This window comes from Hymenobacter algoricola (genome assembly GCF_039539525.1).
Classification (GTDB): domain Bacteria; phylum Bacteroidota; class Bacteroidia; order Cytophagales; family Hymenobacteraceae; genus Hymenobacter; species Hymenobacter algoricola.
This window is the reverse complement of sequence record NZ_BAABDH010000015.1, coordinates 126105-147195: the sequence shown is the minus strand read 5'-3', so window position 1 is coordinate 147195 and position 21091 is coordinate 126105. Positions and strand designations below refer to the sequence as shown.

Here is a 21091-nt window from a genome sequence, read left to right as displayed (position 1 = left end):
CGCAGTCAGCCCAAAAGCAAAAAGCCCGATTCCATGGTGGAACCGGGCTTTTTACTTGTTTACCATTTGACTATGGGATGTTCGTCGGGGCCGCTGCTGCCGCCTGCTTGGGCAGCGTAATGGCGTCCACGTTTTTGTCTTTCACCAGCTTGTTCAGCGCGGGCACGTCCTGCTCCCGGATCTGCCGGAGCTGGCTGAGCTGCGCGTCGATCTGGCCGATAACTTCCTTCTTGTAGGCCACGGCCTGCTCCGTCGGGCGGAAGTCGCCGGAGTTGACCTGGCCCGTCAGGTTTGCCAGCTTGTTGTTCAGCCGGATCGGGAAGTTCAGCGGGTCCTGGCCGCTGCGGTTCTTGGTCTGGTAGAGCGTCTCTTCAATGGTCGTCATCTTCTTGTCGATGGCCTCGGCCGCGTCCACTATTTCCTTGGCGGCGGTTTGCTCTTTCAGCGGGCCCGTGAGGGTTTTGAGCTGCCCGCGAATGGTGCGGATGTCACGGATGGCATCGTGGGTTTCGGTGAGCTTCTGCTGCACGTCGCGCAGAAAGTCGAACTGGGCCTGCAGGTCCTGGGGCGTGGCCGGGCTGCGCGGGTCGGGCCGCACGGAGAAGGCGGTTTCCTGGGTTTCCTGGTTTACCGTCAGCCGGACCTTGTAGGTGCCGGGCACCACTTTCGGGCCCTGGGTGCCCCCGCCCCACAGCACCAGCCCCTCAAACTTGCTGGCCCCGGGGTAGCTCAAATCCCACACGTAGCGGTTCAGGCCCTTTTTGGTGGGCAGCAGCTCCTTTTTCGCCTTGGCCTTGTCGTCCTTGGTTAGGTTCTGAGCTCTGATTTCCCGGTCGGTGTTGGCGAAGGAGCGAACGAGCTTACCACTCGGATCCAGGATTTCCAGCTTCACGGTGCTGGTCGAGTCCAGCTTCTGGGCCAGCTGGTAATACAGCAGCACCCCGCCCGGGTGGTTCTGGCCGGCGGTTTTGGGAATCTCCGCCGAGCCCCGGCCTTCCATCTTATAGCTCGGCGCGGGCGTGTAGAGGTGAAACTTCTGGGTAGCTACCGTTGCGCTCAGCTGGTGCAGGGGCGTGAGGTCGTCGAGCAGCCAGAACCCACGGCCCTGGGTGGCGGCAATCAGGTTGTCGTTTTTGATGGTCAGATCGGTGACGGACACCGGGGGCAGGTTGAGCTGGAACGGCTGCCACTGCGTCCCATCGTTGAAGGACACGTACAGGCCGTACTCGGTGCCGGCGTAGAGCAGCCCGGGTCGCTTGGCATCGGCGCGCACTACGCGGGTGAAGTGGGTATCGGCAATGCCGGTCGTAATTTTAGTCCAGGTGCGGCCGTAGTCGGTGGTTTTGTAGAGGTAGGGCCGGAAGTCGCCGGACTTGTACATGGTGGCCGCCACGTAGGCCGCGCCCCTGGTGGTGGGGTGGGCGTCGATGCTGTTGATCTGAATCCAGTCGGGCAGGCCCTGGGGCTGCACTTTAGTCCAGGTCTTGCCGTTGTCGCGGGTCACGTGGATCAGGCCGTCGTCGGAGCCGGTCCAGATAACGCCCGGCTCGGCCGGCGACTCGGCAATGGCGAAGATGGTCCCGTAGTATTCTACCGCCGTGTTGTCCTTGGTGATGGGCCCGCCCGACGGCCCCAGGGTTTTCGGGTCGTTACGGGTCAAATCGGGGCTGAGCAGCTCCCACGACTGGCCTTCGTTGGTGGTCACGTGCAGGTGGTTGGAGCCGGTGTAGAGCCGCTTGGAGTCGTGGGGCGAAAACAGCAGCGGGAAATTCCACTGAAACCGGTACTTCATGCCCTCGGCGCCGTGGCCCATGGGGTTGTCAGGCCACACGTTGATCAGGCGCTCCTGCTGGTTCTTGTGGTCTACCCGAGACAAATAGCCGTCGTAGCTGCCGCCGTACACAATGTCGGGGTTGAGCGGGTCCACGGCCAGGTGGGCGCTTTCGCCGCCGGCCGTGGCTTCCCAGTCGCGGGCCTCGATGGTGCTGCCGCCGGTGCGGTGCGGAATCCGCACGGTGGAGTTGTCCTGCTGGGCCCCGTAGATGCGGTAGGGAAAGTGGTTGTCGGTGACGACGCGGTAGAACTGGCCGGTGGGCTGATTTTCGTAGGTCGTCCAGTTCTGGCCGCCGTCGGTGCTCACCTGGGCCCCGCCGTCGTCGGCGATGACCATGCGGCTGGGGTTTTCGGGGGCAATCCAGAGGTCGTGGTGGTCGCCGTGCGGGGCGTCGCTGGCCTGGAACGTGCGGCCGCCGTCCTTGCTCTTGTGGTACGACACGTTCAGCACGTACATCACGTCGGCATCTTTGGGGTCGGCGTAGATGCGGGTGTAGTACCAGGCGCGCTGGCGCAGATTGCGGTCGTCGGAAAGCTTCTGCCAGTGCAGGCCGCCATCATCGGAGCGGTACAAGCCGCCCTTTTCGGCCTCAATCAGCGCCCACACCCGGCTGGAGTTCACCGGCGAAACCGCCACGCCGATAATGCCGAGCGTACCGAGGGGCAGACCGTCGGCGCGGGAAATATCCTTCCAGGTGTCGCCGCCGTCGGTGCTTTTCCAGAGGCCCGAGCCCGGGCCGCCCGAGGAGAAGCTGTAGGGCGTGCGGCGGGCATTCCAGGTGCTGGCGTACAGAATGCGCGGGTTGGCGGGGTCCAGCGTCAGGTCCACGGCCCCGGCGTCGGCGTTGGCAAACAGCACCCGCTCCCACTTCTGGCCGCCGTCCTTGCTGCGGTACACGCCCCGCATTTCGCCGGGCCCGTACAGGTTGCCCATGGCGGCCACGTACACCAGGTCGGGGTTCTTGGGATGAATGCGGATGCGGCCGATGTGGCGGGAGTCCTTCAGCCCCACGTTACGCCAGGTCTGGCCCGCATCCACCGACTTCCACACCCCGAAGCCCGACGACACGTTGCCGCGCACGGTCTGCTCGCCTTCGCCGGCGTAGAGCACGTTCGGGTCCGACTCACTCACGGCCACGGCCCCGATGGAGCCGCCGAAGTAGCCGTCGGAAATATTGGCCCAGGTGCCGCCGCCGTCCATCGTGCGCCACACGCCGCCGCCGGCCGTGCCCATGTAGTAGAGGTTGGGGTTGCCGGGTACGCCGGTTACCGTGCCGGCCCGCCCGCCGCGGTAGGGGCCGATGGAGCGCCAGCGCAGCCCGTTGTAGAGCGTGGAGTCGTAGGGCAGGGCGGCGCCCTGCGGCGCTTTGCGCTTTTTTGATACAGGCTGGGCGGTGCCGGCGGCAGCGCCCAGCACTAGCAACAGCAGGAAAAAAGCGGTTTTCCGGAGTAGTCTTACCTTCATAAAAGCATGGTCAACGGTGGCCTGCAACCCGGCCGAATGGGAAGGTCCACCGGGCTCCGAGGCCTGGCGGCACAACCATTCCGGCTGACTTGCGGCCTTCAAGGTATCACAGCATTTTTAAAGGGCCATACGGGCCGGGGTTCGGGGGCCCGCAGGCCTACCCATTCCAGATTGCCCAGGCGGCTTCGGCCTGGATGCAGAGCATTTCGAACCCGTTCCTGGTCTGGGCGCCGGCGGCGCGGCCTTTTTCCATGAACAGCGTTTCGCTGGGGTTGTAAATCAAATCGAACAGGTAGTGCTCGGGGGTGAGCAGCTGGTAGGGAATCGGGGGGCACTCGTGCACGTTGGGGGCCGTGCCCAGCGGCGTGCAGTTTACAATCAGCGGGTGCGCGTCGACGATGGCGGGCGTCAGCTCGTCGTAGGTCAGGCCCCGGGCCAGGGGGTTGCGCGACACCAGCCAGTAGCGGATGCCCAGCTCCCGCAGCGCCACCTCCACGGCCTTGGAGGCGCCGCCCGTGCCCAGCACCAGCGCCCCGGCTCCCTCGCCCCGCGCCGTGTAAAAGCCACTCACTGACTCGCGGAAGCCGATATAGTCCGTGTTGTGCCCGATGCGGCGGCCATCGGCGGCAAACTCCACCACGTTTACCGCGCCCACCCGGGCGGCGGAAGGAGCCACGGCATCCAGGTAAGGCCAGACTTGCTCCTTGTAGGGAATCGTCACGTTCAGCCCCGCCAGCCCGGGCCGGCCGGTGAGCAGGGCCGGGAAGTGGTCGACGGAGGGCAGCTCGAACAGCTCGTAGCGGCAATCCTCGATTCCCAGGCTATGGAATTTCTGGTTGAAGTAGGTCTGTGAAAATGAATGCCCGAGCGTCTGCCCGATAAGCCCGAATTCCCGCATAAACTGGCACCGCTAATGATGTCCCGAAAAAACAAAAAAACCGCCCCACTTCCGCAGTGGCAGGGCGGTTTTTGAAAAAATAATCCAACTGGGCCGTTAGGCCTGCACCGGGCCGGGGCTGAGCTTGGACTTCAGAAACTGGAACGCCGGCGGCAGCACCGACAACAGGATGATGGCGTAAATCACCAGGGTGAAGTTGTTTTTCACCACCGGAATATTGCCGAACAGGTAGCCGGCGGCGGTCAGGGAAATAACCCAGAGCAGGGCTCCGGCAATGCTGTAGCTGATAAAGTAGCTGTACTTCATGGTGCCCACGCCGGCCACGAACGGGGCAAACGTGCGCACAATCGGCACGAAGCGGGCCATGATGATGGTTTTGCCGCCGTGCTTGGCGTAGAAGGCCTGGGTCTGCTCGAGGTACTTGCGCTTCAGAAACCGGAAGTCTTCGCGGAACACCCGCGGCCCGAGGTAGTCGCCGACGAAGTAGTTGAGGTTGTCGCCGAGAAAGGCCGCGGCAAACAGCAGCGGAATCAGGTACCAGATGTTGAGCAGCGTCTCGGGCGAACCCGGATTAGCGGTCTGCGCCGCCAGGGTGCCGGCCACGAACAGCAGGGAGTCGCCGGGCAGGAAGGGAAATATAATGACGCCGGTTTCGGTGAAAATAATCAGAAACAGAATCAGATACGTCAGCGTCCCGTACTGATGCACGACATCAATCAGCGTTTTGTCGAGATGCAGGACGAGGTCGAAAAAGTGCTTGATAAGCTCCATTGAGGGATTGGGTAAGGAAAACGGCGGAATTCGCCAGACAATTATCCCACAAAGAAAACAGGCTGCCGGGAAAGTGGCAGCCTGTGCGCAAATGTTTCCGACAAAACGGCGGCCTGCTGCGGCCCTTACCGCCCGCCCGGGGGTAGCTGAGCTAGTCGCCCACCACGGCCCGGATGATATCGTCTTTTACCTCAAGCCGGTACCGACTATCACAGTCCTGAATGAATTCCCGCAAGGCAGCGATGGTGGGATAGTCACCTTCGCCCACGAAGTGACGGGCATCATCAATCAACAACACATGATCCTGCCGGTTGCGTTGGTTGAAAATAGCGGACAACTCATCGAAAATCGGGCAGTCCTTGTCGCCTTTTACCGTTTCGCCGGAGGAATAGTGTCCATCGAGCCAAAAGATGGCCGGTTGGCGCAGCGTACGCATCACATGAGGCAGCACCGCTCCACTATCGCCCTCATAGATGGTCACATGGGCCGCTTTCCGGAAGCGGTAGCAGGCTTTTTCGTAGAACACCTTGCTCAGCTCAATGGAGATTATGGCATCGAAGTGCCGCAGGTGAGCCTCTACCATATCGCCGAGAAAAGTGCCGGTTTCCACCAGGACCCGGCAGCCGTAACGCTGGCGGTACTCCTCAATCACGGCCTGCTTTACCTGGTGGGGCGGGGGCAGCGGGCGGCCCTGCTGGGCCCAGTTCTGCACGATTACCTCGCCCAGATAGCGGTCCATGATCGATTTGGCAAAATTGCGGGTCTGCTCGGGCAGCGTAGGGCGAATGGTCGTTTGCATGGCGCAGGCTGAGTTAGGCTCCCAAGCATTCGCCCCGGGGCGAAACGGTTGAAAGAGCAGTTTTACTTTATTTAGTTCAATCAAATATATAGTTAATTATATAAAATACAACTGCCAGCTAAAATATTACCCAAAAAAGCGGGGCCGAAGCAGGGAAAATCCCCGTCCGGCCCCGCCTGCCAGTTCTTGGCTTACGGGGTTTGCACGGTGGGGCGCACTAGGCGCCGGGCGTGCTGCTCACCCGCCACACCTTGTTGCCGGCATCATCGGCGACCAGCAGGCTGCCGTCGGGAGCACTGAATACGCCCACCGGGCGGCCGTATACTTTGTTGCTGGCCCTGTCCACCTGAAAGCCGGTCAGGAAATCTTCGGGCGGCCCCGTGGGCTTACCGCTCTTGAACGGCACGAACACCACTTTGTAGCCCGAAAACGCGGTGCGGTTCCAGGAGCCGTGCTGCCCGATAAAGGCGCCGCCGTGGTAGCGGGCCGGAAACTGCGACTGGCGGTAGAAAGCCAGGCCCAGGGAAGCCGTGTGCGACCCCAGCGCCACCTCGGGCACCAGCGCTTTTTGCACCAGCGCGGGTTGCTCGCCCTTGCGGCGCGGGTCTTCGTGCTGGCCGAAGTAGGAATACGGCCAGCCGTAAAAGCCGCCCGCCTGCACGCTGGTCAGGTAGTCGGGAACCAGGTCGTCGCCCAGCTCATCCCGCTCGTTGACGGCGGTCCAGAGTGTGGTGGTACCGGGCGCCCAGGCCATGCCCACGGGGTTGCGCAGGCCGCTGGCGTAGATTTTCTCCCCGCTGCCGTCGGGGTTTATTTCGAGGATGTTGGCGCGGCGCACTTCGTTTTCGGCCCCGTGCTCCATCACGTTGGAGCCCGAGCCCACGCTCACGTAGATCTTGGAGTTGTCGGCGTTGGTTACCAGGTTGCGGGTCCAGTGGTTGTTGTAGCCGCCTTCCGGCAGATCCAGGATTTTCTGGCCGGGGCCGCTGATGCTGGTAGCGCCGGGCGCGTAGGCATAGCGCATCACACTGTTGGTGTTGCCCACGTAAAAGTTGTTGCCGATGAGCACCATGCCCAGCGGCTGGCGCAGACCGCTCAGAAAAGTGGTGCGCACCTCCGGCTTGCCGTCGTGGTCGGCGTCGCGCAGCAGCGTGATACGGTTGGCGCTGGTCGATTTGAGGGAGCGGGACTTGTCGAGGCCCAGGGCCGCGGCGGCTTTTTCCTTGGCGTCTTTCGGCACCGTGTTCGACTCGGCCACCAGCACGTCGCCGTTCGGCAGCACGTAGATCCAGCGCGGGCTGTCGAGGTTGCCGGCATATTCCGTCACGGTGAAACCGGCCGGGGCCACGGGCTTTTTACCCGCGGGCCAGTCGATAACCTCGCTGCGGTTGCTGCTCGACTTGGTAGCGTAGGGCGCGGGCAGCGGCACCGTCTGCGCCGCCGTGCTGACGGTATCGGCGGGCGTGGCGGCCTGGGCTTCGCGCTTCTCTTCCTGGGAAGGTCCTCCACAGGCGGCAGCCAGGCTCAGCAGCAGCAGGGAGGCGTTAAAACTCGCTTTTTTCATCGGGACAGTCAGAATGGAGGTCCCTTGTTTACTGCCTTTGGGGCAGATGGTTACCGCCCCCCCAGCTTCGGCAGCGGTGCGGGCCTGCCCAGCCGCCCGGAACGTACCACCGAAAACCAGGGCATATCACCCCGGCTTGCCCCAAAGTAAACGTCCTGCCTCCGCCAAAGCAGCGGAGACAGGACGCGTCAGGAAGTTACTGGCCGGACTGCTTAGAGCTTCACGATGCGCGTAGCCGCCCTGGTGTCGTCCTGCTGCAGGATGTACACGCCCCCGGGCAGGTCGCGCAGGGACACTTCTGAGCCGCTGATGTGCTTTACCAGCTCGCCGGTAGTGGTGTAGAGCGAGTACCCGCCCGCTTTGGACGAGGCAATATGGAGCACGTCCTGCACCGGATTAGGATAAGCCGTGAGCGTGGGCTGGCCAGTGGTGCGGCTGGCGCGCACTGGCAGAGCCACCGGGGCCGAAACGGTGAGGCTGTAGGAGCTGCAGGCAGAGGTAGCAGCCACGCCGCTTATCACCACCACCAGTACTTCGCGCGGGGATACCAGCACGTTCATCGACGCCGGGTCCGTTGTAGGCGACAAGCCTATATCCGAGCGGTAGCCGGTAGCCAGATTTGCCGGGTTGAAGGCAGTGAGGTAGACCGAGCAGAACAGCTGGCCCGTCCCTTCCGAGCAGGCCGGGGCCAGCGTCAGCGTGGCGCAGGCCGAGGTGGTGGTGCTCGGGTTGGTGATGGTGTACGTGTCGTAGTGGACGCCCGTGGCAGTGGCTACCACACCGGGATACGCTTTGTTGGTGCTGCAGATGGCGGCGATGCCGTTGCGGTTCAGCCGCCCGCCCGGAATGGTGGGGTCGGCGGCCACGAGGGCGCCGGTAAACGTGTTGGAAACCTGGGCCTGACCGGCCAGGGCAAGCAGCAAAAGGCTAAGACTGAGTACGACGTGTTTCATGAGGCGAAAAGCAAAGGCAGGGGAATGGGGTTGCAATGATACGACAGCAGCCCCGGAAAATGAGGTTTTTGCCGCCGGCCAAGCCAGCAACGCGGCGCGGGAGCCACTACATACACTAGCAGCGCAGGCCCCGGCTACCGCTACGCCCGCCTCACCCGCTCCGAAAGGTGGCAGCGCGGGTAAGGCGGGCGTAGCGGTAGTTGGGCGGCCGGGCCACCGGGCACAGGGGCTAGCCGCGCGGCATAGAGGTGCCGGGCTTACCGGTTTTGGCTTCGGGCCTGAACATCTCGTCCACGCTGTCCATATCCAGGAAGTGGGTGAACGTGTCGCCGCGCAACCCCAGGCGGATGGTTTCCAGGCTCACGATTTCGTTGGGCGCAATGTTGCCCAGGTTCACGTTGGCGCCCATCATCTTGATAAACCACACCTGCTGCGACTTCTGCGGGGCTTCCCACAGGATTTTCTCCACCGGAATCTGGGTCAGAATCTCCTCGACCAGACCCGAGCGCACCTCGCCGGTGCTGCGGAACAACCCCACGTTGCCGGCCTCGCGGGCTTCGCCGATAACCTTCACGGCGCCGGCTTCCAACTCCGTTTTCATCTGCGAAATCCACTTGTAGGGCGGAATGATTTTCTCGGCGTCCTTCGAGCCCACCTCGCTCAGCACCTGCACATCCTGCGACAGGGTGCGGATGTAGTCCAGCTTGCGGTCGTGCACCAGGTCGATGGAGCCGTCGGATACTTCGGCGTACTCCATGCCGAATTCTTCCAGCAGGCGGCGGTAGTCGTCGAACTGGTTGCGGATGATAAAGGCCTCAAACAGCGTGCCCCCGAAATACACCGGAATGCCGGCTTCCTTGTACACGTCCAGCTTGCGCTTCAGGTTGGGCGTCACAAAGGAAGTGGCCCAGCCCAGCTTCACGATGTCGGTGTAGGGCGCCCCCACTTCCAGGAAGTCTTCGACTTCGCGGATGCTGAGGCCCTTGTCCATGACCATTGTGTAGCCTTGCTCGCGGGGTTTGGCCGTGCGTTCGGGGAGGTTGTTGAGGTTGTAATTCATTCCTGGGGGCTTAGGGTCTTGGGGGCTTAGAGTCGGAAGCCGGCTCACGGGGTTTATGATCCGGTTGGCAGGCGGGCAAAAGTACGCCCGAATTTTGTAAGTGGTAAAAAAGGCTTGGGGGCTTGGGGTTCGTTCCAGTGTTGCTGGAACGAACCCCAAGCCCCCAAGCCCCTAAGCTTCCAAGACCCTACTTGCGGTACTGATCAATCAGGCGGGCCAGGGCGCGCTGCGACTCCAGCTCGGGGAAGTACTCAAACAGCAGCCGGTGCTTGTCGAAATCCAGCACCAGGGCATTTTCCAGGTTCTGGTAGGCTTCGCGGTAGCGGCCGGCCGCCAGCAGGTAGGCGCACAGGCGGTAGTGCAGCTCTGCTTCGGCAGGCTGGATTTCCATGGCGTTGGTCATCAGGTCGATGGCACCGTCGAAGTTGCCCTGCTCGTAGAGGATGATGCTCCAGTTCAGCCAGGCGTCCTTGTTGTCGGGGGCCACCTGGGTGGCTTTGTCGTAGGCTTCAATGGCGCTGACCACGTTGCCCAGCTGGTACTCGGCGGCAGCCAGGGCCAGCCAGTACTCGGGGCTCTCGTCGTAGAGGGCGGTGGCTTTGCGGAAGAAGTGAATGGCCTCAAACCACCGCTCCTGGGCATTGAGCACCACCCCGATGCCAAACCAGGCCTCGTCCATGGTCTGGTCGAGGTCAATGGCTTTCTGGTAGTTTTTGCGGGCGTTGTCCCACTCGGCCAGCTTCTCGTAGCACTCCCCGATGTTGCAGAGCGCCTCGGCCGTGGGCGTGCCTTCCTCGTAGCTGAGGTGAAACTCGTCGATGGCGGCGCGGTACTTTTCCTGGCTGACGTAGGTGCTGGCCAGAAAGCCGTGGGCATCGTAGAACTTGGTATCAATCAGGATGGCGTACTCGAAGGACGATTCCGCCTCCGCGTACTGGCCGGCCCGGTAGTAGGCCTGCCCCAGGTTGTACCAGGCGATGACGGAATACGGGTCTTCATCGGTGAAGCGGCGGAAGAACTCCAGGTTCTTTTCCAGCCGCTCGCTTACTTCCAGGCAGTAGAGCAGCTCCTGCACCGCAATTTCGTTGTCGGGGTTCAGGCGCAGGCTCTGCTTGTAGAACTTGGCCGCACTCTTGAATTTCTGCCAGCTCTGGTAGGCCAGGCCCAGGTTGAAGTAAATATCATCCCGGTCGGGAGCCCGCTCGGCGGCCTGCTGAAAGTAAGCCACGGCCTCCGCGAACTCGCCCTTCTGGGTGGCAATGATGCCGCGGGTCACGGCCACGTCCGGGTTGTCGGGGTCGAGCTGGGCCACGGCCTCAATCTGCTGGGCGGCAGCGGCGTACTCGCCCTTCATGGCCAGCACCTGCGAGCGGTCGATGAGCAGCTCCGTAGAAAACGGATACTGCGCAATGGCGGCCTCGCAGGCCGTCAGGGCCTGTTCGTACTGGGTATTGGTGGTATAGTGGTCAATGATATTCTCGAAGTCGGCCAGATCAAAAAACACGGGCTCGTTGTTGGCCATCATGCGCTCAAAGCGGCGCACGGTGTCCATCACTTCGTTCTGATCCTCAAAATTCTCGTTCATTCTCATGCTGCTACAATCGACGCAAGGCCGCCAAAACGGCAGGCTCTGCGGGTAATATTTCAAAAGGGCGGCCCGGGGACGGTGGCAGGTCTAAGATACAACAACCGCACCGGAGGCCGGGTAGTTCGGTTGCAGCCCGGCACAACACCACCGAATTGTGTCGGCAAGGGGCCGGAAGCGCAGCCCCAGGGCCTGCTGCACTTTGTGGGACCCGTACACCACCGGCCGGCGGCCGGCGCGGGCCGTATCCTTGGTGATGAGGGGCCGGGCCCCGGTGAGCAGGGAGCGGCCGTGCTCCAGCCGCCAGATCAGCTCGGCTGCCCACCCGGGAACGGCCACCGTGGGCGGCTTTTTGCCGAAGCAGGCCGCCGCCTGGGTCAGAAACTCGCGCAGCGGCACCGTGCCGGCACTCAGCACGTACCGTTCGCCGGAAATGGCCGTGTCCAGGGCCAGCCGGAGCATGGCTTCCACCACGTCGCGCACGTCCACGAAGCTGAGGCTGCTGGGCGTGTAGAAGGCATGCTCCTGGAAGGCGTAGCGAAACAGCCGGGTGCTGCTGCGCTTCCAGTCGGCCGGGCCCAGCACGACGGCCGGGTTCACCATCACCGCCGACAGGCCTTCGGTCACGCCCCGCCACACCTCCAGCTCCGCCAGGTATTTGGAGGTGGCATAGGCCGGATGCTCGGCGCCCAGGTCCCACTTGGCGTCTTCGTCCACCACCTGCGGGCCCGGCAGCGGCTCCGCGGCGGTGGCGGCGCTGCCCAGCGCCGCCACCGACGACACGTAGCACAGCCGCACGCCGGGCTGGGCCAGGCAGGCATCCACCAGGGCCGCGGTACCTTCCACGTTGGTCTGCAGCAGCGCGTCCTCGTCCTGGGGGGCGTAGGAAACCAGGCCGGCGCAGTGAAATACGTGCGTCACGCCCCGCAGCGCGGCCTGCAGCGCGAGTGTGTCGCGCAGGTCGCCTTCCACCCACTCTATCGCGGCGGCCACCGCGCTGGCCGGAATCTGCCGGCGGTACAGGGCCCGCACGGCGTGGCCGCGCGCCACCAGCGCCGCAATCAGAAAACTGCCAATCAGGCCGCTGCCGCCGGTGACGAAAATCATATTCAGGTATTAGGGTCTTAGGAGTCAGGACCAGGGTGGCGGGGCGGCTTCACGGCAGCCCCGGGCCGCGGTTCGGAAGGCCTACAAACTATTATTCAGCAGCGGCAGCGCCAGCACTTTCTGCAGGTGGTCCGTTGGCAGCACTTTCAGGCGCAGCGTTTCGGTGTGCTTGAGGTTGTGCGCGTCGGTGCCCACCATATCCACGAGGCCGGCATCGACCAGCCGCTCGGCCATTTTGCGGGCCCCGGCCGAGTAGTAGCCACAGAGCGAGTTGAGGTTGAGTTGAAACAGGACGCCTTCCGCGTGCACCTTTTCCAGGTCCTGAAACCGGCCGTAGAAGTAGGTGTAGCGTTCGGGGTGGGCCAGTACGGGCTGGTAGCCGGCCGTTTTCAGGTTGAAGACCGTTTCGCGGAAGTTGAAAGGCTCGTTGATGTAAGAGGTTTCAAGCAGCAGGTACTTCTGCTCGCCGCCGAAGCTGAGCAGGGGCTCCCCACCGTCCAGCTTCTGCTGAAACCACTCGTCGAGGTAGTACTCGGCGGCGCAGTCCAGCTCCATGTCGTGGAGGCCGGCGGCCGCGGCGGCGGCGCGCAGCTGCGCCAGCGCGGCCCGGATGCCGGTGGGCGTGTTCTTGTAGAAGTCGCCCATGATGTGGGGCGTCATAATGAGCTTGCGGTAGCCCAGGGTATGCATGGCCCGTACCAGCTCCACCGACTGCTCCACGGTTTCCGCGCCATCGTCGAGGCCCGGCAGCAGGTGGGAGTGCATATCGACGCCCAGCGTGGCCAGGGAAACGGCTTCGGCCGCCTGAGCGGCGGCGGAGCGGCCAAAAATCTTCTGAAAAAAAGACGCCACGCGGAAGGGAAGAGGTGCGAAAGTTTAGGTGAACCGCTTGCGCAGCCGGTCAAAGGCGCTGCCGGCCGGCTTGGTTTCCTCGTAGTAGCCCTGGCCGTAGCCGTAGCCGTAGCCATACCCGTAGCCGTAGCCGTAGCCGTACACGCCACTGGCATTGGCATCGTTGAGAATAGCGCACAGGCGGGTGAAGTTGTTGGCCCGCATGAGCTTGTTGATATTCTTCAGGAAGCTTTTCTTCGAGTAGTTGGCACGTACGATGTACAGCGGGATATCGGCTTTGCGCATGATCAGAATTCCGTCCGTCACCAGCCCTACCGGCGGCGTGTCAATCAGAATCACATCGTAGTGCTCATACAGCTCGCTGAGCATGGCATCGAACTTGGGATTCAGAATCAGCTCCGACGGGTTGGGCGGCGTGGGGCCGGCCGAAATAAAGTCCAGCGTGGGAATGCTCGTGTTCTGGATGCACTCCAGCACCGTGTGCTTCTCGATGAGAATGGTGCTGACGCCCTTCACGTTCTCGGTGCCGAAAGCCAGGTTCACCTTCGGCTTGCGCATGTCCAGGTCCAGAATCACCACGCGCTGCCCGGAAAGAGCAATGATGCCGCCCAGATTCACGGTAACGAAGGTTTTGCCTTCCCCCGAAATGGTGGACGTGACGGATATCAGCCGCTTTTTCTTGGCCGAGCTGATAAAGTCCAGGTTGGTGCGGATGGAGCGGATGGACTCGGAAATAGCCGATTTCGGGTTCTTATCCACTACCAGTCGCGACACGGACATCTTTTCCTTGTCGTAAGTCGGAATCACGCCCAGCACGGAGGCCGACGTAGAGTGTTCCAGCTCCCGCACGTTGGTCACGGTGTTGTGCATAAAGAAGCGCATGGCTACCAGCAGCAGGCCCAGCAGAATGCCCGTGGCCAGGCCGATGGAATACACCATCAGGCGCACCGGCGAAATGGGGGCCCCGGGCCGGCTGGCCGGCGACAGAATCTGGAAGTCGGCCGTGGTGCCGGCCTTGGCCATGTTGAACTCCACGATCTTGTCCATCAGCATCAGATAGGTTTTCTGATACAGCTCGAACGGGCGCTTCAGGCGGGCCAGCTCGGTTTCTTTCTCGGGCAGGGTCTGCAGCTCGGCGTTGAACTCCGCCTGCAGCTGGTTCATGCGGTTCAGCTGAGTTTGCAGCCCCTTACGGTTTTGCTGCAGCTGACGCCGCACGCTGTTTTTCAGGAAGCTGATGGCTGACTCCTGCTGCTGCACGGCTTCGGTAGCGCGGGTGTAGGAGCGCAGCATGCGCCGCAGGTTCTGCTGCAGTTCGTTCAGCTCGGTGAGCTGCGCGGTCAGCGGGGAGTCGCTCAGCGTGGCCAGGCCCGGAATGCTCTCCTCCAGGGTGGCCGTTTCACTGGCTACCAGCCGCTCCTGCTCTACCAGGCGGGTGACCTCGCTCAGGAGGCGGGCCTTTTCGGTGAGCTCCAGGCGCTTTTCTTCCTGAGACGCCAGCTTCTCGGTAATGGCCGACACGTCGGCCTTCACGTCGTAGGTCTTGTTGTCGCGCACGAAGGACTGCAGATTTTCCTCGGCAGTCTGCAGCTGATTGTGATTTTCCGACAGCGTCTTTTCCAGGAACTGCAGGGTCTGGGCGGTGGCCTGCTGCTTTTTAGCCAGCTTTTCCTGCAGGTATACCGTGTCAATCTTGTTGACGATGTCCTGGGCCTTGGCCGGGTTGAAATCGGTGAAGCCGATCTGAATCGTGTTGGCATCGGCATTGACGATGTCCACGCTCAGGTTGGTGCTCAGATAGGTATTCAGGCCGCCATCGTCGATGATGATGAAATGGTACTTCTTGTCCTGGGCCTCCGCAGTCAGCAGGGCCGTGGCCATGATGCGCAACGTCATGCCGGGCAGGGTAATGGGTTGGCCCAGCGCATATTCTCCCCCGCGCTCCTGGCCCGCGTACAGGTAGCTCAGCCGCACCTTCTGCGGGCCGCTGAAGACGAGGTTGAACTTGGTGTTGTACAGGCCCGCGTCGGAAATATTGTACTCCACCTTAAAGGGAGAAGTGCCATATAATTCGTTTTCCAGCACCGTGCCCTCCACGTAGTAGTTTACGTCCAGGTCCAGCGAGTCTTTGAGCCGGCGGTAGATGATGTTGGATTTGATCAGCTCGACTTCGCCCGACAGCTGGTTCATGCTCTGGCGGTCTTCCACGCCCTGGCCCATTATCGAACCCAGCCCCAGCGCGCCGGCCTCCGTTTTTTCGTCAATCTTGAGCAGGGAGCTCGACTTGTAGACGGGCTTGGTGTAGCGCAAAAACAGCCATGAAGCCGTCAGGCCCAACGCAATGAGCAGCACTATCCAGATCAGGCTCCGGCGCGCTACCAGCAGCAGCGTTGCAATATCGAACCCACTGCCTTCTTCGCCATCGGCGTCCGCTTCCCCGCCCGCATTGCGGATCAAGTCTTCCAGTTCCGCGTTTTCGTTTACTGCCATTCCGTCGTTAGCATGTTAATTCAAGGGCGTAAGGCTATACGAGAGCCCGCTCTTCCTAGGCGAAGCTCAGGTACCTAGTTGAGGTTCCTGAGCAAATAAATGGTCGTTACCAGGCTGGCCACTCCGCCCACGAGGCCAAACACCGCACCAGCATCAGTTAGTGCCTGGAAGAACGGGCGGTTTATCGGCTCGATGTAAATAACGTCGTTGGGCTCTACCTGCAGATTAGCCCGGCGCATTCCGTCGATGGTCGACAGGTCGATAATCTGCACCTGGGGGTTTTTCAGATCACCCCGGATCAGCCGGATGTTGTAGGAGCGGCCGCCGCTGATGCCGCCGCCACCACCACCGCCCCCGCCGCCGAGGCCGCCGCCGGTCAGCCCGCCGGCCGAGGCCAGCACTTCCAGCAGGTTCATGTTATCGTTGACCAGCGGAATGATGCGCCCCCCGGGGGAGCCCAGCACAAACACCCGGTTGTTGGTCACGTGCGTGGCCACAAACACATCCTTGTAGTACTCGCTGTAGCGGGTCTGCAGCAGACTATCGGCCTGTAGCAGCGAAAGGCCGGCCACGGATACCATATCCACCATCGGCAGCTTTACGCGGCCGTTGCTCTGCACCAGAAACTCATTGGTCGCGGGAGCCGGCGTGCTGGTAGCGCCCCCGCCCAAGCCGCCCTGTCCGCCCTGAGCCGACTGGCTCTGCCGGCCCGAGTTGCTGCCACTGCCAAGGCTACCCGGGGCACCAAATTTCAGCTCCCCGTTCGGATCCAGAATCCGCTCCCCTTTGTTGGTATACACCTGCACCTGCAGAAAATCGTTCGGCTGAATCAGGTAGTTGCGGGCGGTGCGGTTCACGGCGGCCCGCAGCTTCATGGTATCCACGCCCTGCCCGGTTGGGGTCTGGAACATGATACTCTGGCGGTAGTAGCGGGAAGAAGCGCAGGAGCAAATCAGCACCGCAACGGGTAGACACAGCAACCAGAGGCGCAACAGGCGGGGGAGGTCAGTTTTTTGCATGCAGGCTGGAAAAGCCGGATTCAAGGACGAAAGCTATAGGAATACCCGACAAAATGCCGGGTATTTTCTCCTAAAAAACCTTCAAAGTAACCGAATTAGCGCGCCCTTTCAAAATCGGGGGCCTGGCGGGCCGGGGGGCGGCTGGCTTCTCTGCCGGCAAACCCGTACTTTCGCAGTCCCAAACCAGGCCGGGCTTGGTTTGCCTCGACCAACCAACTTCTCCTTCCCCACCCAACCTCAGTTTCCCCAATGGAATTAGTAGCCACCGAGAATCAAACGATGATTGCCCAGATGGTGCGTGACTTCGGCGCCACCCACATCAAGCCCGACATGATGAAGTGGGACGAAAGCCAGGAGTTTCCCATTGAGGTGTTTAAGAAGCTCGGGGAGCTGGGCCTGATGGGCGTGCTGGTGCCGCAGGAGTACGGCGGCGCCGGCTTCGGCTACGTGGAATACGTGACGGCCATTGCCGAGCTGTCCAAGATTGACGGCAGCATTGGCCTGAGCATGGCGGCCCACAACTCTCTGTGTACCGGCCACATCCTGCAGTTTGGCTCCGAGGAGCAGAAGCGCAAGTGGCTGCCCAAGCTGGCCAGCGCCGAGTGGATCGGGGCCTGGGGCCTGACTGAGCCCAACACCGGCTCCGACGCCGGCAACATGCGCACCGTAGCCGTGGAAGACGGTGACTTTTACGTGCTCAACGGCGCCAAGAACTTTATCACCCACGGCAAGAGCAGCAACATCGCCGTCGTTATTGCCCGCACCGGCGACGTCGGCGACTCGCACGGCATGACGGCCTTCGTAATTGAAAAGCCTACCGAAGGCTTCGCTGCCGGCCGCAAGGAAGACAAGCTGGGCATGCGCGCCTCCGAAACCACGGAGCTGATCTTCACCGACTGCCGCGTGCCGAAAGAAAATATTCTGGGCAAAGTCGGCGACGGCTTCATTCAGTCGATGAAGGTGCTCGACGGCGGCCGGATTTCCATCGCGGCCTTATCGTTGGGCATTGCCCAGGGCGCGTTTGAAGCAGCTTTGGCGTACTCGCAGGAGCGCCACCAGTTCAACAAGCCGATTTCGAGCTTCCAGGGCATCAGCTTCAAGCTGGCCGACATGGCGACCGAAATCGAAGCCGCCAGCCTGCTCACCTACCGCGCCGCCGACATGAAGGACCGCGGCCAGAACGTGACCCAGGAGTCGGCCATGGCCAAGCTGTACGCCTCCGAAGTGTGCGTGCGTTGCGCCAACGAGGGCGTGCAGATCTTCGGCGGCTACGGCTACACGAAAGATTATCCGGCCGAGAAATACTACCGCGACTCCAAGCTGTGCACCATTGGCGAAGGCACTTCCGAGATTCAGAAGCTTGTTATTGCCCGTACGCTGCTCAAATAAGCAGGTAACTAACCAGGGACTTGCGCGGTATAGAACAGCCTGTTACCTTTGCAACCCCTAAAAGAAGAAGTTTTCAATTTCACTGAGCATATGATCATCGTCCAGATTAAGGATAACGAGTCGGTTGACCGTGCCCTGAAGCGTTTCAAGAAGAAATTTGAGCGCACCGGCGTTCTGAAGGAACTGCGTCGCCGCACTTTCTTCCAGAAGCCCTCCATCACCAAGCGTAAGCAGAAAATCAAAGCTGTTTACAAGCAGACGATGTACGCTACTGAGAACTACTAGCTTGTAGCTCCCGGCGAAGATTGCCCACCGGCTGAATTGCTTTTTCAAGCGAATCAGCCGGTTTTTTCGCGTCTTATCTTTTCGATTTTATTCCCTACATTGGGTATCCGGCCCCGGCCGTAAGGGCTCAGCATATGGAATTGTTTTTTGACTATCTGCGGTTTGAGCGGCGCTACAGCCCGCACACCGTGCTTTCGTACCAGACCGACCTGCGGCAGTTTTCGGACTACCTCAAAACCGCGTACGAGCTCGACCAGCCGGCCCAGGCCGACCATACCCTGATCCGCTCCTGGGTGGTCACGCTCATGCAGCAGAGCCTGGACCCGCGCACGGTGAACCGCAAGATTGCCTGCCTGCGCTCCTACTACAAGTTTCTGCTGCGCACCAACGTCATCGGCAAAAACCCGATGCTGCGCATCACCTCCCCTAAGGTGACCAAGAAGCTGCCCGACTTCGTACCCGAGGACTCGCTCAACGGCCTGCTCAACTCCTTCGACTTCCCCGATACGCTGCCCGGCCGCCGCGACCAGCTGATTCTGGAGCTGCTCTACGGCACCGGCATTCGCCTGTCCGAGCTTATCGGCATCCGCCACGACGACCTGAGCCTGAGCGGTCGCACGGTACGCGTGACGGGCAAAGGCAACAAGCAGCGGCTGGTGCCGCTGAACCCGACGCTGCTGGTAGTGCTGGATCGCTATATAGCGCTGAAGCTGGCGGAATTTGGCAGCGCCGACAACGCCCGCGCCGCCCTGCTCGTTACAGATAAGCTTGAACCTCTCTACGAAAAGCTTGTGTATCGCACCGTGAAGCACTATTTGGGGCAAATAACGACGGCTACCTCCCAGCAGCACCCCCACGTGCTGCGCCACTCGTTTGCCACCCACCTGCTCAACAAGGGCGCGGACCTGAACGCCATCAAGGAGCTGCTCGGCCATGCCAACCTGGCGGCCACGCAGGTGTACACGCACTTGTCCATCGACAAACTGAAAGCCGTATTTGAAAAGGCCCATCCCAAGGCCTGAGTTAGTTGAGTTTTCCTTTTTTCTACCCCAAAACCCCTCCGACCGATGAAAGTACAAATGCATTCGGTACACTTTGACGCCGACCAAAAACTACTTGACTTCATCCAGAAGCGCCTCGATAAGCTCGAAACGTTTTACGACCGTGTAACCGACGGCGAAGTAATTCTGAAGCTGAACAACAAAGACGGTATCGACAACAAAACCGTCGAAATCAAGCTGTTCATCCCCGGCACCACGCTCTTCAGTCAGGAAGATGCCGCTTCGTTCGAAGCCGCCACCGACGCGGCCGCCGACAGCCTGCGCCGGCAGATTACCAAGCACAAAGAGAAAGTAACCAGCCATTAAGGCTGCCTGATCCATAAAGCAAAAAGCGCCCTTCCAATGCGGAAGGGCGCTTTTTCTGTGTAAGACGAAACCAGCTTACAGGCTGAACTCGGCTTTGATCTTGTCCACGTAGTCGAGCTTCTCCCAGGTGAAGGTTTCGAACGTCTTGGTTTCGCCGTTGCCCATTTTCACTTCCTTGGTGCCCGCAGGACGGCCCATGTGCCCGTAGGCCGCCGACTCGGCGAAGATGGGGTTGCGCAGGCCGAAGCGCTGCACGATGGCGTACGGGCGCATGTCGAACAGCTTGTGCACCTTCTCCCCGATTTCACCGTCGGTGAGCAGCGCGCCGCTGGCGCCCTTGGCTTTGGTGGTGCCGTAGGTCGTCACGTATAGGCCCACGGGCTCGGCCACGCCGATGGCGTAGGCTACCTGCACCAGGGCCTGGTCGGCCACGCCGGCGGCTACCAGGTTTTTGGCAATGTGGCGGGTGGCGTAGGCCGCCGAGCGGTCTACTTTGCTGGAGTCCTTGCCGGAGAAGGCGCCGCCGCCGTGCGCCCCTTTGCCGCCGTAGGTATCCACGATAATCTTGCGGCCGGTAAGGCCGGAGTCGCCGTGGGGGCCACCGATGACAAACTTGCCGGTCGGGTTGATGTGGTAGGTAATCTGGTCGGTGAACAGGCGCTGGGTTTCGGCGTCGAGGCCGGCTTTCACCCGGGGCACCAGAATGTGGCGGATGTCGTCCGAAATCCGGGCCAGCATCTTCTCTTCCGACTCGTCGAACTCATCGTGCTGGGTGCTGACCACGATGGTGTCGATACCCTCGGGCTTGTTGTCATCGGAGTAGCGGATGGTCACCTGGCTTTTCGCGTCGGGGCGCAGGTAGGTCATTTCCTGGCCCAGCTTGCGGATCTTGGCCAGCTCGTCGAGCAGGCGGTGCGAGAGGTCGAGGGCCAGGGGCATGTAGTTGGCCGTTTCCCTGGTGGCGTAGCCGAACATCATGCCCTGGTCGCCGGCACCCTGCTCCTCGTCGCTGGCGCGCTCCACGCCCTGGTTGATGTCCGGGGACTGCTCGTGCAGGCGGTTCATTACCTCGCAGGTATCGGCGTTGAACAGGTACTCCGGCTTGTTGTAGCCGATGCGGCTGATAACGCCCCGGATGATCGGCTCGGCGTCCACGTGGGCCGTCGACTTGATTTCGCCCGCGACCAGCGCAAAGTCGGTGGTAACGAGGGTTTCGCAGGCTACTTTGGAGGCCGGGTCCTGCCGGAGGTATTCGTCGAGGATGGCATCGGAAATCTGGTCGGCTACTTTATCGGGGTGACCTTCCGAAACGGATTCTGAGGTGAACAGGTAGGGCATCAGGGTGCGGGATAACAGCTGCAATCAGTAAAACAAGGCCCTGCTCAGCGCGCCAGCGCGCCGGGCGGGTCGCAAAGCTAACTGAAAAAGGCGAAGGAAGTTAATCCGGCTTTCAACTACCGTACTCCCTGCCGGCGGCCGCTTTTGGGGCGACTGCCAAATAGGGTGAGGACCGGATTTTTCTGGCTCCAATACGGGTTTTCTCCGTTCCGATCCGCTTTTTAGCGGCTCATCCCACGGGGCGGCTGGGCCGTCGGGGAGGCTGCGGCCGCCCACCCCAATATCCTATAGCCGCGAACTTAGAAAAAGCCCGGCT

17 protein-coding genes are annotated in these 21091 nt (G+C 61.6%); 4 read left to right on the top strand and 13 right to left on the bottom strand.

The window, feature by feature from the left end:
* Positions 1 to 70: 70 nt before the first annotated feature.
* From ABD842_RS03975 to ABD842_RS03920, 12 genes are all read right to left on the bottom strand, one after another.
* Complete coding sequence (locus tag ABD842_RS03975; RefSeq protein ID WP_345110377.1) at positions 71 to 3298, bottom strand: WD40/YVTN/BNR-like repeat-containing protein; 3228 nt, start codon at positions 3296 to 3298, stop codon at positions 71 to 73.
* Positions 3299 to 3455: 157 nt separating this feature from the next.
* On the bottom strand, positions 3456 to 4196 hold the full coding sequence (locus ABD842_RS03970; protein ID WP_345110374.1) for a shikimate dehydrogenase family protein: 741 nt from the start codon (positions 4194 to 4196) through the stop codon (positions 3456 to 3458).
* A 96-nt stretch (positions 4197 to 4292) separates the two neighbouring features.
* Entirely contained in the window at positions 4293 to 4967 is a 675-nt protein-coding gene (locus tag ABD842_RS03965) for a DedA family protein (RefSeq protein WP_345110371.1), read from the bottom strand.
* A gap of 151 nt (positions 4968 to 5118) precedes the next feature.
* Positions 5119 to 5766, bottom strand: a complete 648-nt coding sequence (locus ABD842_RS03960; protein WP_345110368.1) for a hypothetical protein — start codon at positions 5764 to 5766, stop codon at positions 5119 to 5121.
* Between the two features lie 217 nt (positions 5767 to 5983).
* The gene (locus tag ABD842_RS03955) at positions 5984 to 7330 is read right to left on the bottom strand and encodes a PQQ-dependent sugar dehydrogenase (RefSeq protein ID WP_345110365.1); all 1347 of its coding nucleotides are present in this window, start codon (positions 7328 to 7330) and stop codon (positions 5984 to 5986) included.
* A 212-nt stretch (positions 7331 to 7542) separates the two neighbouring features.
* Positions 7543 to 8283, bottom strand: a complete 741-nt coding sequence (locus ABD842_RS03950; RefSeq protein ID WP_345110363.1) for a T9SS type A sorting domain-containing protein — start codon at positions 8281 to 8283, stop codon at positions 7543 to 7545.
* 229 nt (positions 8284 to 8512) lie between these two features.
* Positions 8513 to 9343: a phosphosulfolactate synthase gene (locus ABD842_RS03945; RefSeq protein WP_345110360.1), complete on the bottom strand. Its 831-nt coding sequence runs from the start codon at positions 9341 to 9343 to the stop codon at positions 8513 to 8515.
* A gap of 187 nt (positions 9344 to 9530) precedes the next feature.
* Complete coding sequence (locus ABD842_RS03940) at positions 9531 to 10928, bottom strand: tetratricopeptide repeat protein (protein ID WP_345110357.1); 1398 nt, start codon at positions 10926 to 10928, stop codon at positions 9531 to 9533.
* A gap of 90 nt (positions 10929 to 11018) precedes the next feature.
* Entirely contained in the window at positions 11019 to 12035 is a 1017-nt protein-coding gene (locus tag ABD842_RS03935; protein ID WP_345110355.1) for an NAD-dependent epimerase/dehydratase family protein, read from the bottom strand.
* A gap of 81 nt (positions 12036 to 12116) precedes the next feature.
* Positions 12117 to 12887, bottom strand: a complete 771-nt coding sequence (locus ABD842_RS03930) for a tyrosine-protein phosphatase (RefSeq protein WP_345110352.1) — start codon at positions 12885 to 12887, stop codon at positions 12117 to 12119.
* A 24-nt stretch (positions 12888 to 12911) separates the two neighbouring features.
* On the bottom strand, positions 12912 to 15377 hold the full coding sequence (locus ABD842_RS03925; protein WP_345110349.1) for a GumC family protein: 2466 nt from the start codon (positions 15375 to 15377) through the stop codon (positions 12912 to 12914).
* A 74-nt stretch (positions 15378 to 15451) separates the two neighbouring features.
* A complete protein-coding gene (locus ABD842_RS03920; protein ID WP_345110346.1) occupies positions 15452 to 16396 on the bottom strand; it encodes a polysaccharide biosynthesis/export family protein in 945 nt (314 codons plus the stop codon).
* Between the two features lie 249 nt (positions 16397 to 16645).
* On the opposite strand from ABD842_RS03920, the gene ABD842_RS03915 reads away from it, so the two are divergent.
* From ABD842_RS03915 to hpf, 4 genes are all read left to right on the top strand, one after another.
* On the top strand, positions 16646 to 17785 hold the full coding sequence (locus ABD842_RS03915; protein WP_345110343.1) for an acyl-CoA dehydrogenase family protein: 1140 nt from the start codon (positions 16646 to 16648) through the stop codon (positions 17783 to 17785).
* 90 nt (positions 17786 to 17875) lie between these two features.
* Complete coding sequence (rpsU, locus tag ABD842_RS03910) at positions 17876 to 18070, top strand: 30S ribosomal protein S21 (protein WP_073107232.1); 195 nt, start codon at positions 17876 to 17878, stop codon at positions 18068 to 18070.
* A 134-nt stretch (positions 18071 to 18204) separates the two neighbouring features.
* Positions 18205 to 19092: a tyrosine-type recombinase/integrase gene (locus ABD842_RS03905; RefSeq protein ID WP_345110340.1), complete on the top strand. Its 888-nt coding sequence runs from the start codon at positions 18205 to 18207 to the stop codon at positions 19090 to 19092.
* A gap of 45 nt (positions 19093 to 19137) precedes the next feature.
* Positions 19138 to 19437: a ribosome hibernation-promoting factor, HPF/YfiA family gene (gene hpf / locus ABD842_RS03900; RefSeq protein ID WP_345110337.1), complete on the top strand. Its 300-nt coding sequence runs from the start codon at positions 19138 to 19140 to the stop codon at positions 19435 to 19437.
* A gap of 75 nt (positions 19438 to 19512) precedes the next feature.
* Here hpf and metK read toward each other — a convergent pair whose 3' ends face one another.
* Positions 19513 to 20775 carry a methionine adenosyltransferase gene (gene metK, locus ABD842_RS03895; protein ID WP_345110335.1) on the bottom strand — a complete coding sequence of 421 codons (1263 nt, stop codon included), beginning with the start codon at positions 20773 to 20775 and terminating at the stop codon, positions 19513 to 19515.
* Positions 20776 to 21091: the final 316 nt, after the last annotated feature.

What these genes read in the sequence shown, in the direction of transcription:
- ABD842_RS03975 (WP_345110377.1), bottom strand. Translation starts at nt 3,298, where the DNA reads ATGAAGGTAAGACTACTCCGGAAAACCGCTTTTTTCCTGCTGTTGCTA.
- ABD842_RS03970 (WP_345110374.1), bottom strand. Translation starts at nt 4,196, where the DNA reads ATGCGGGAATTCGGGCTTATCGGGCAGACGCTCGGGCATTCATTTTCA.
- ABD842_RS03965 (WP_345110371.1), bottom strand. Translation starts at nt 4,967, where the DNA reads ATGGAGCTTATCAAGCACTTTTTCGACCTCGTCCTGCATCTCGACAAA.
- ABD842_RS03960 (WP_345110368.1), bottom strand. Translation starts at nt 5,766, where the DNA reads ATGCAAACGACCATTCGCCCTACGCTGCCCGAGCAGACCCGCAATTTT.
- ABD842_RS03955 (WP_345110365.1), bottom strand. Translation starts at nt 7,330, where the DNA reads ATGAAAAAAGCGAGTTTTAACGCCTCCCTGCTGCTGCTGAGCCTGGCT.
- ABD842_RS03950 (WP_345110363.1), bottom strand. Translation starts at nt 8,283, where the DNA reads ATGAAACACGTCGTACTCAGTCTTAGCCTTTTGCTGCTTGCCCTGGCC.
- ABD842_RS03945 (WP_345110360.1), bottom strand. Translation starts at nt 9,343, where the DNA reads ATGAATTACAACCTCAACAACCTCCCCGAACGCACGGCCAAACCCCGC.
- ABD842_RS03940 (WP_345110357.1), bottom strand. Translation starts at nt 10,928, where the DNA reads ATGAACGAGAATTTTGAGGATCAGAACGAAGTGATGGACACCGTGCGC.
- ABD842_RS03935 (WP_345110355.1), bottom strand. Translation starts at nt 12,035, where the DNA reads ATGATTTTCGTCACCGGCGGCAGCGGCCTGATTGGCAGTTTTCTGATT.
- ABD842_RS03925 (WP_345110349.1), bottom strand. Translation starts at nt 15,377, where the DNA reads ATGGCAGTAAACGAAAACGCGGAACTGGAAGACTTGATCCGCAATGCG.
- ABD842_RS03920 (WP_345110346.1), bottom strand. Translation starts at nt 16,396, where the DNA reads ATGCAAAAAACTGACCTCCCCCGCCTGTTGCGCCTCTGGTTGCTGTGT.
- ABD842_RS03915 (WP_345110343.1), top strand. Translation starts at nt 16,646, where the DNA reads ATGGAATTAGTAGCCACCGAGAATCAAACGATGATTGCCCAGATGGTG.
- rpsU (WP_073107232.1), top strand. Translation starts at nt 17,876, where the DNA reads ATGATCATCGTCCAGATTAAGGATAACGAGTCGGTTGACCGTGCCCTG.
- ABD842_RS03905 (WP_345110340.1), top strand. Translation starts at nt 18,205, where the DNA reads ATGGAATTGTTTTTTGACTATCTGCGGTTTGAGCGGCGCTACAGCCCG.
- hpf (WP_345110337.1), top strand. Translation starts at nt 19,138, where the DNA reads ATGAAAGTACAAATGCATTCGGTACACTTTGACGCCGACCAAAAACTA.
- metK (WP_345110335.1), bottom strand. Translation starts at nt 20,775, where the DNA reads ATGCCCTACCTGTTCACCTCAGAATCCGTTTCGGAAGGTCACCCCGAT.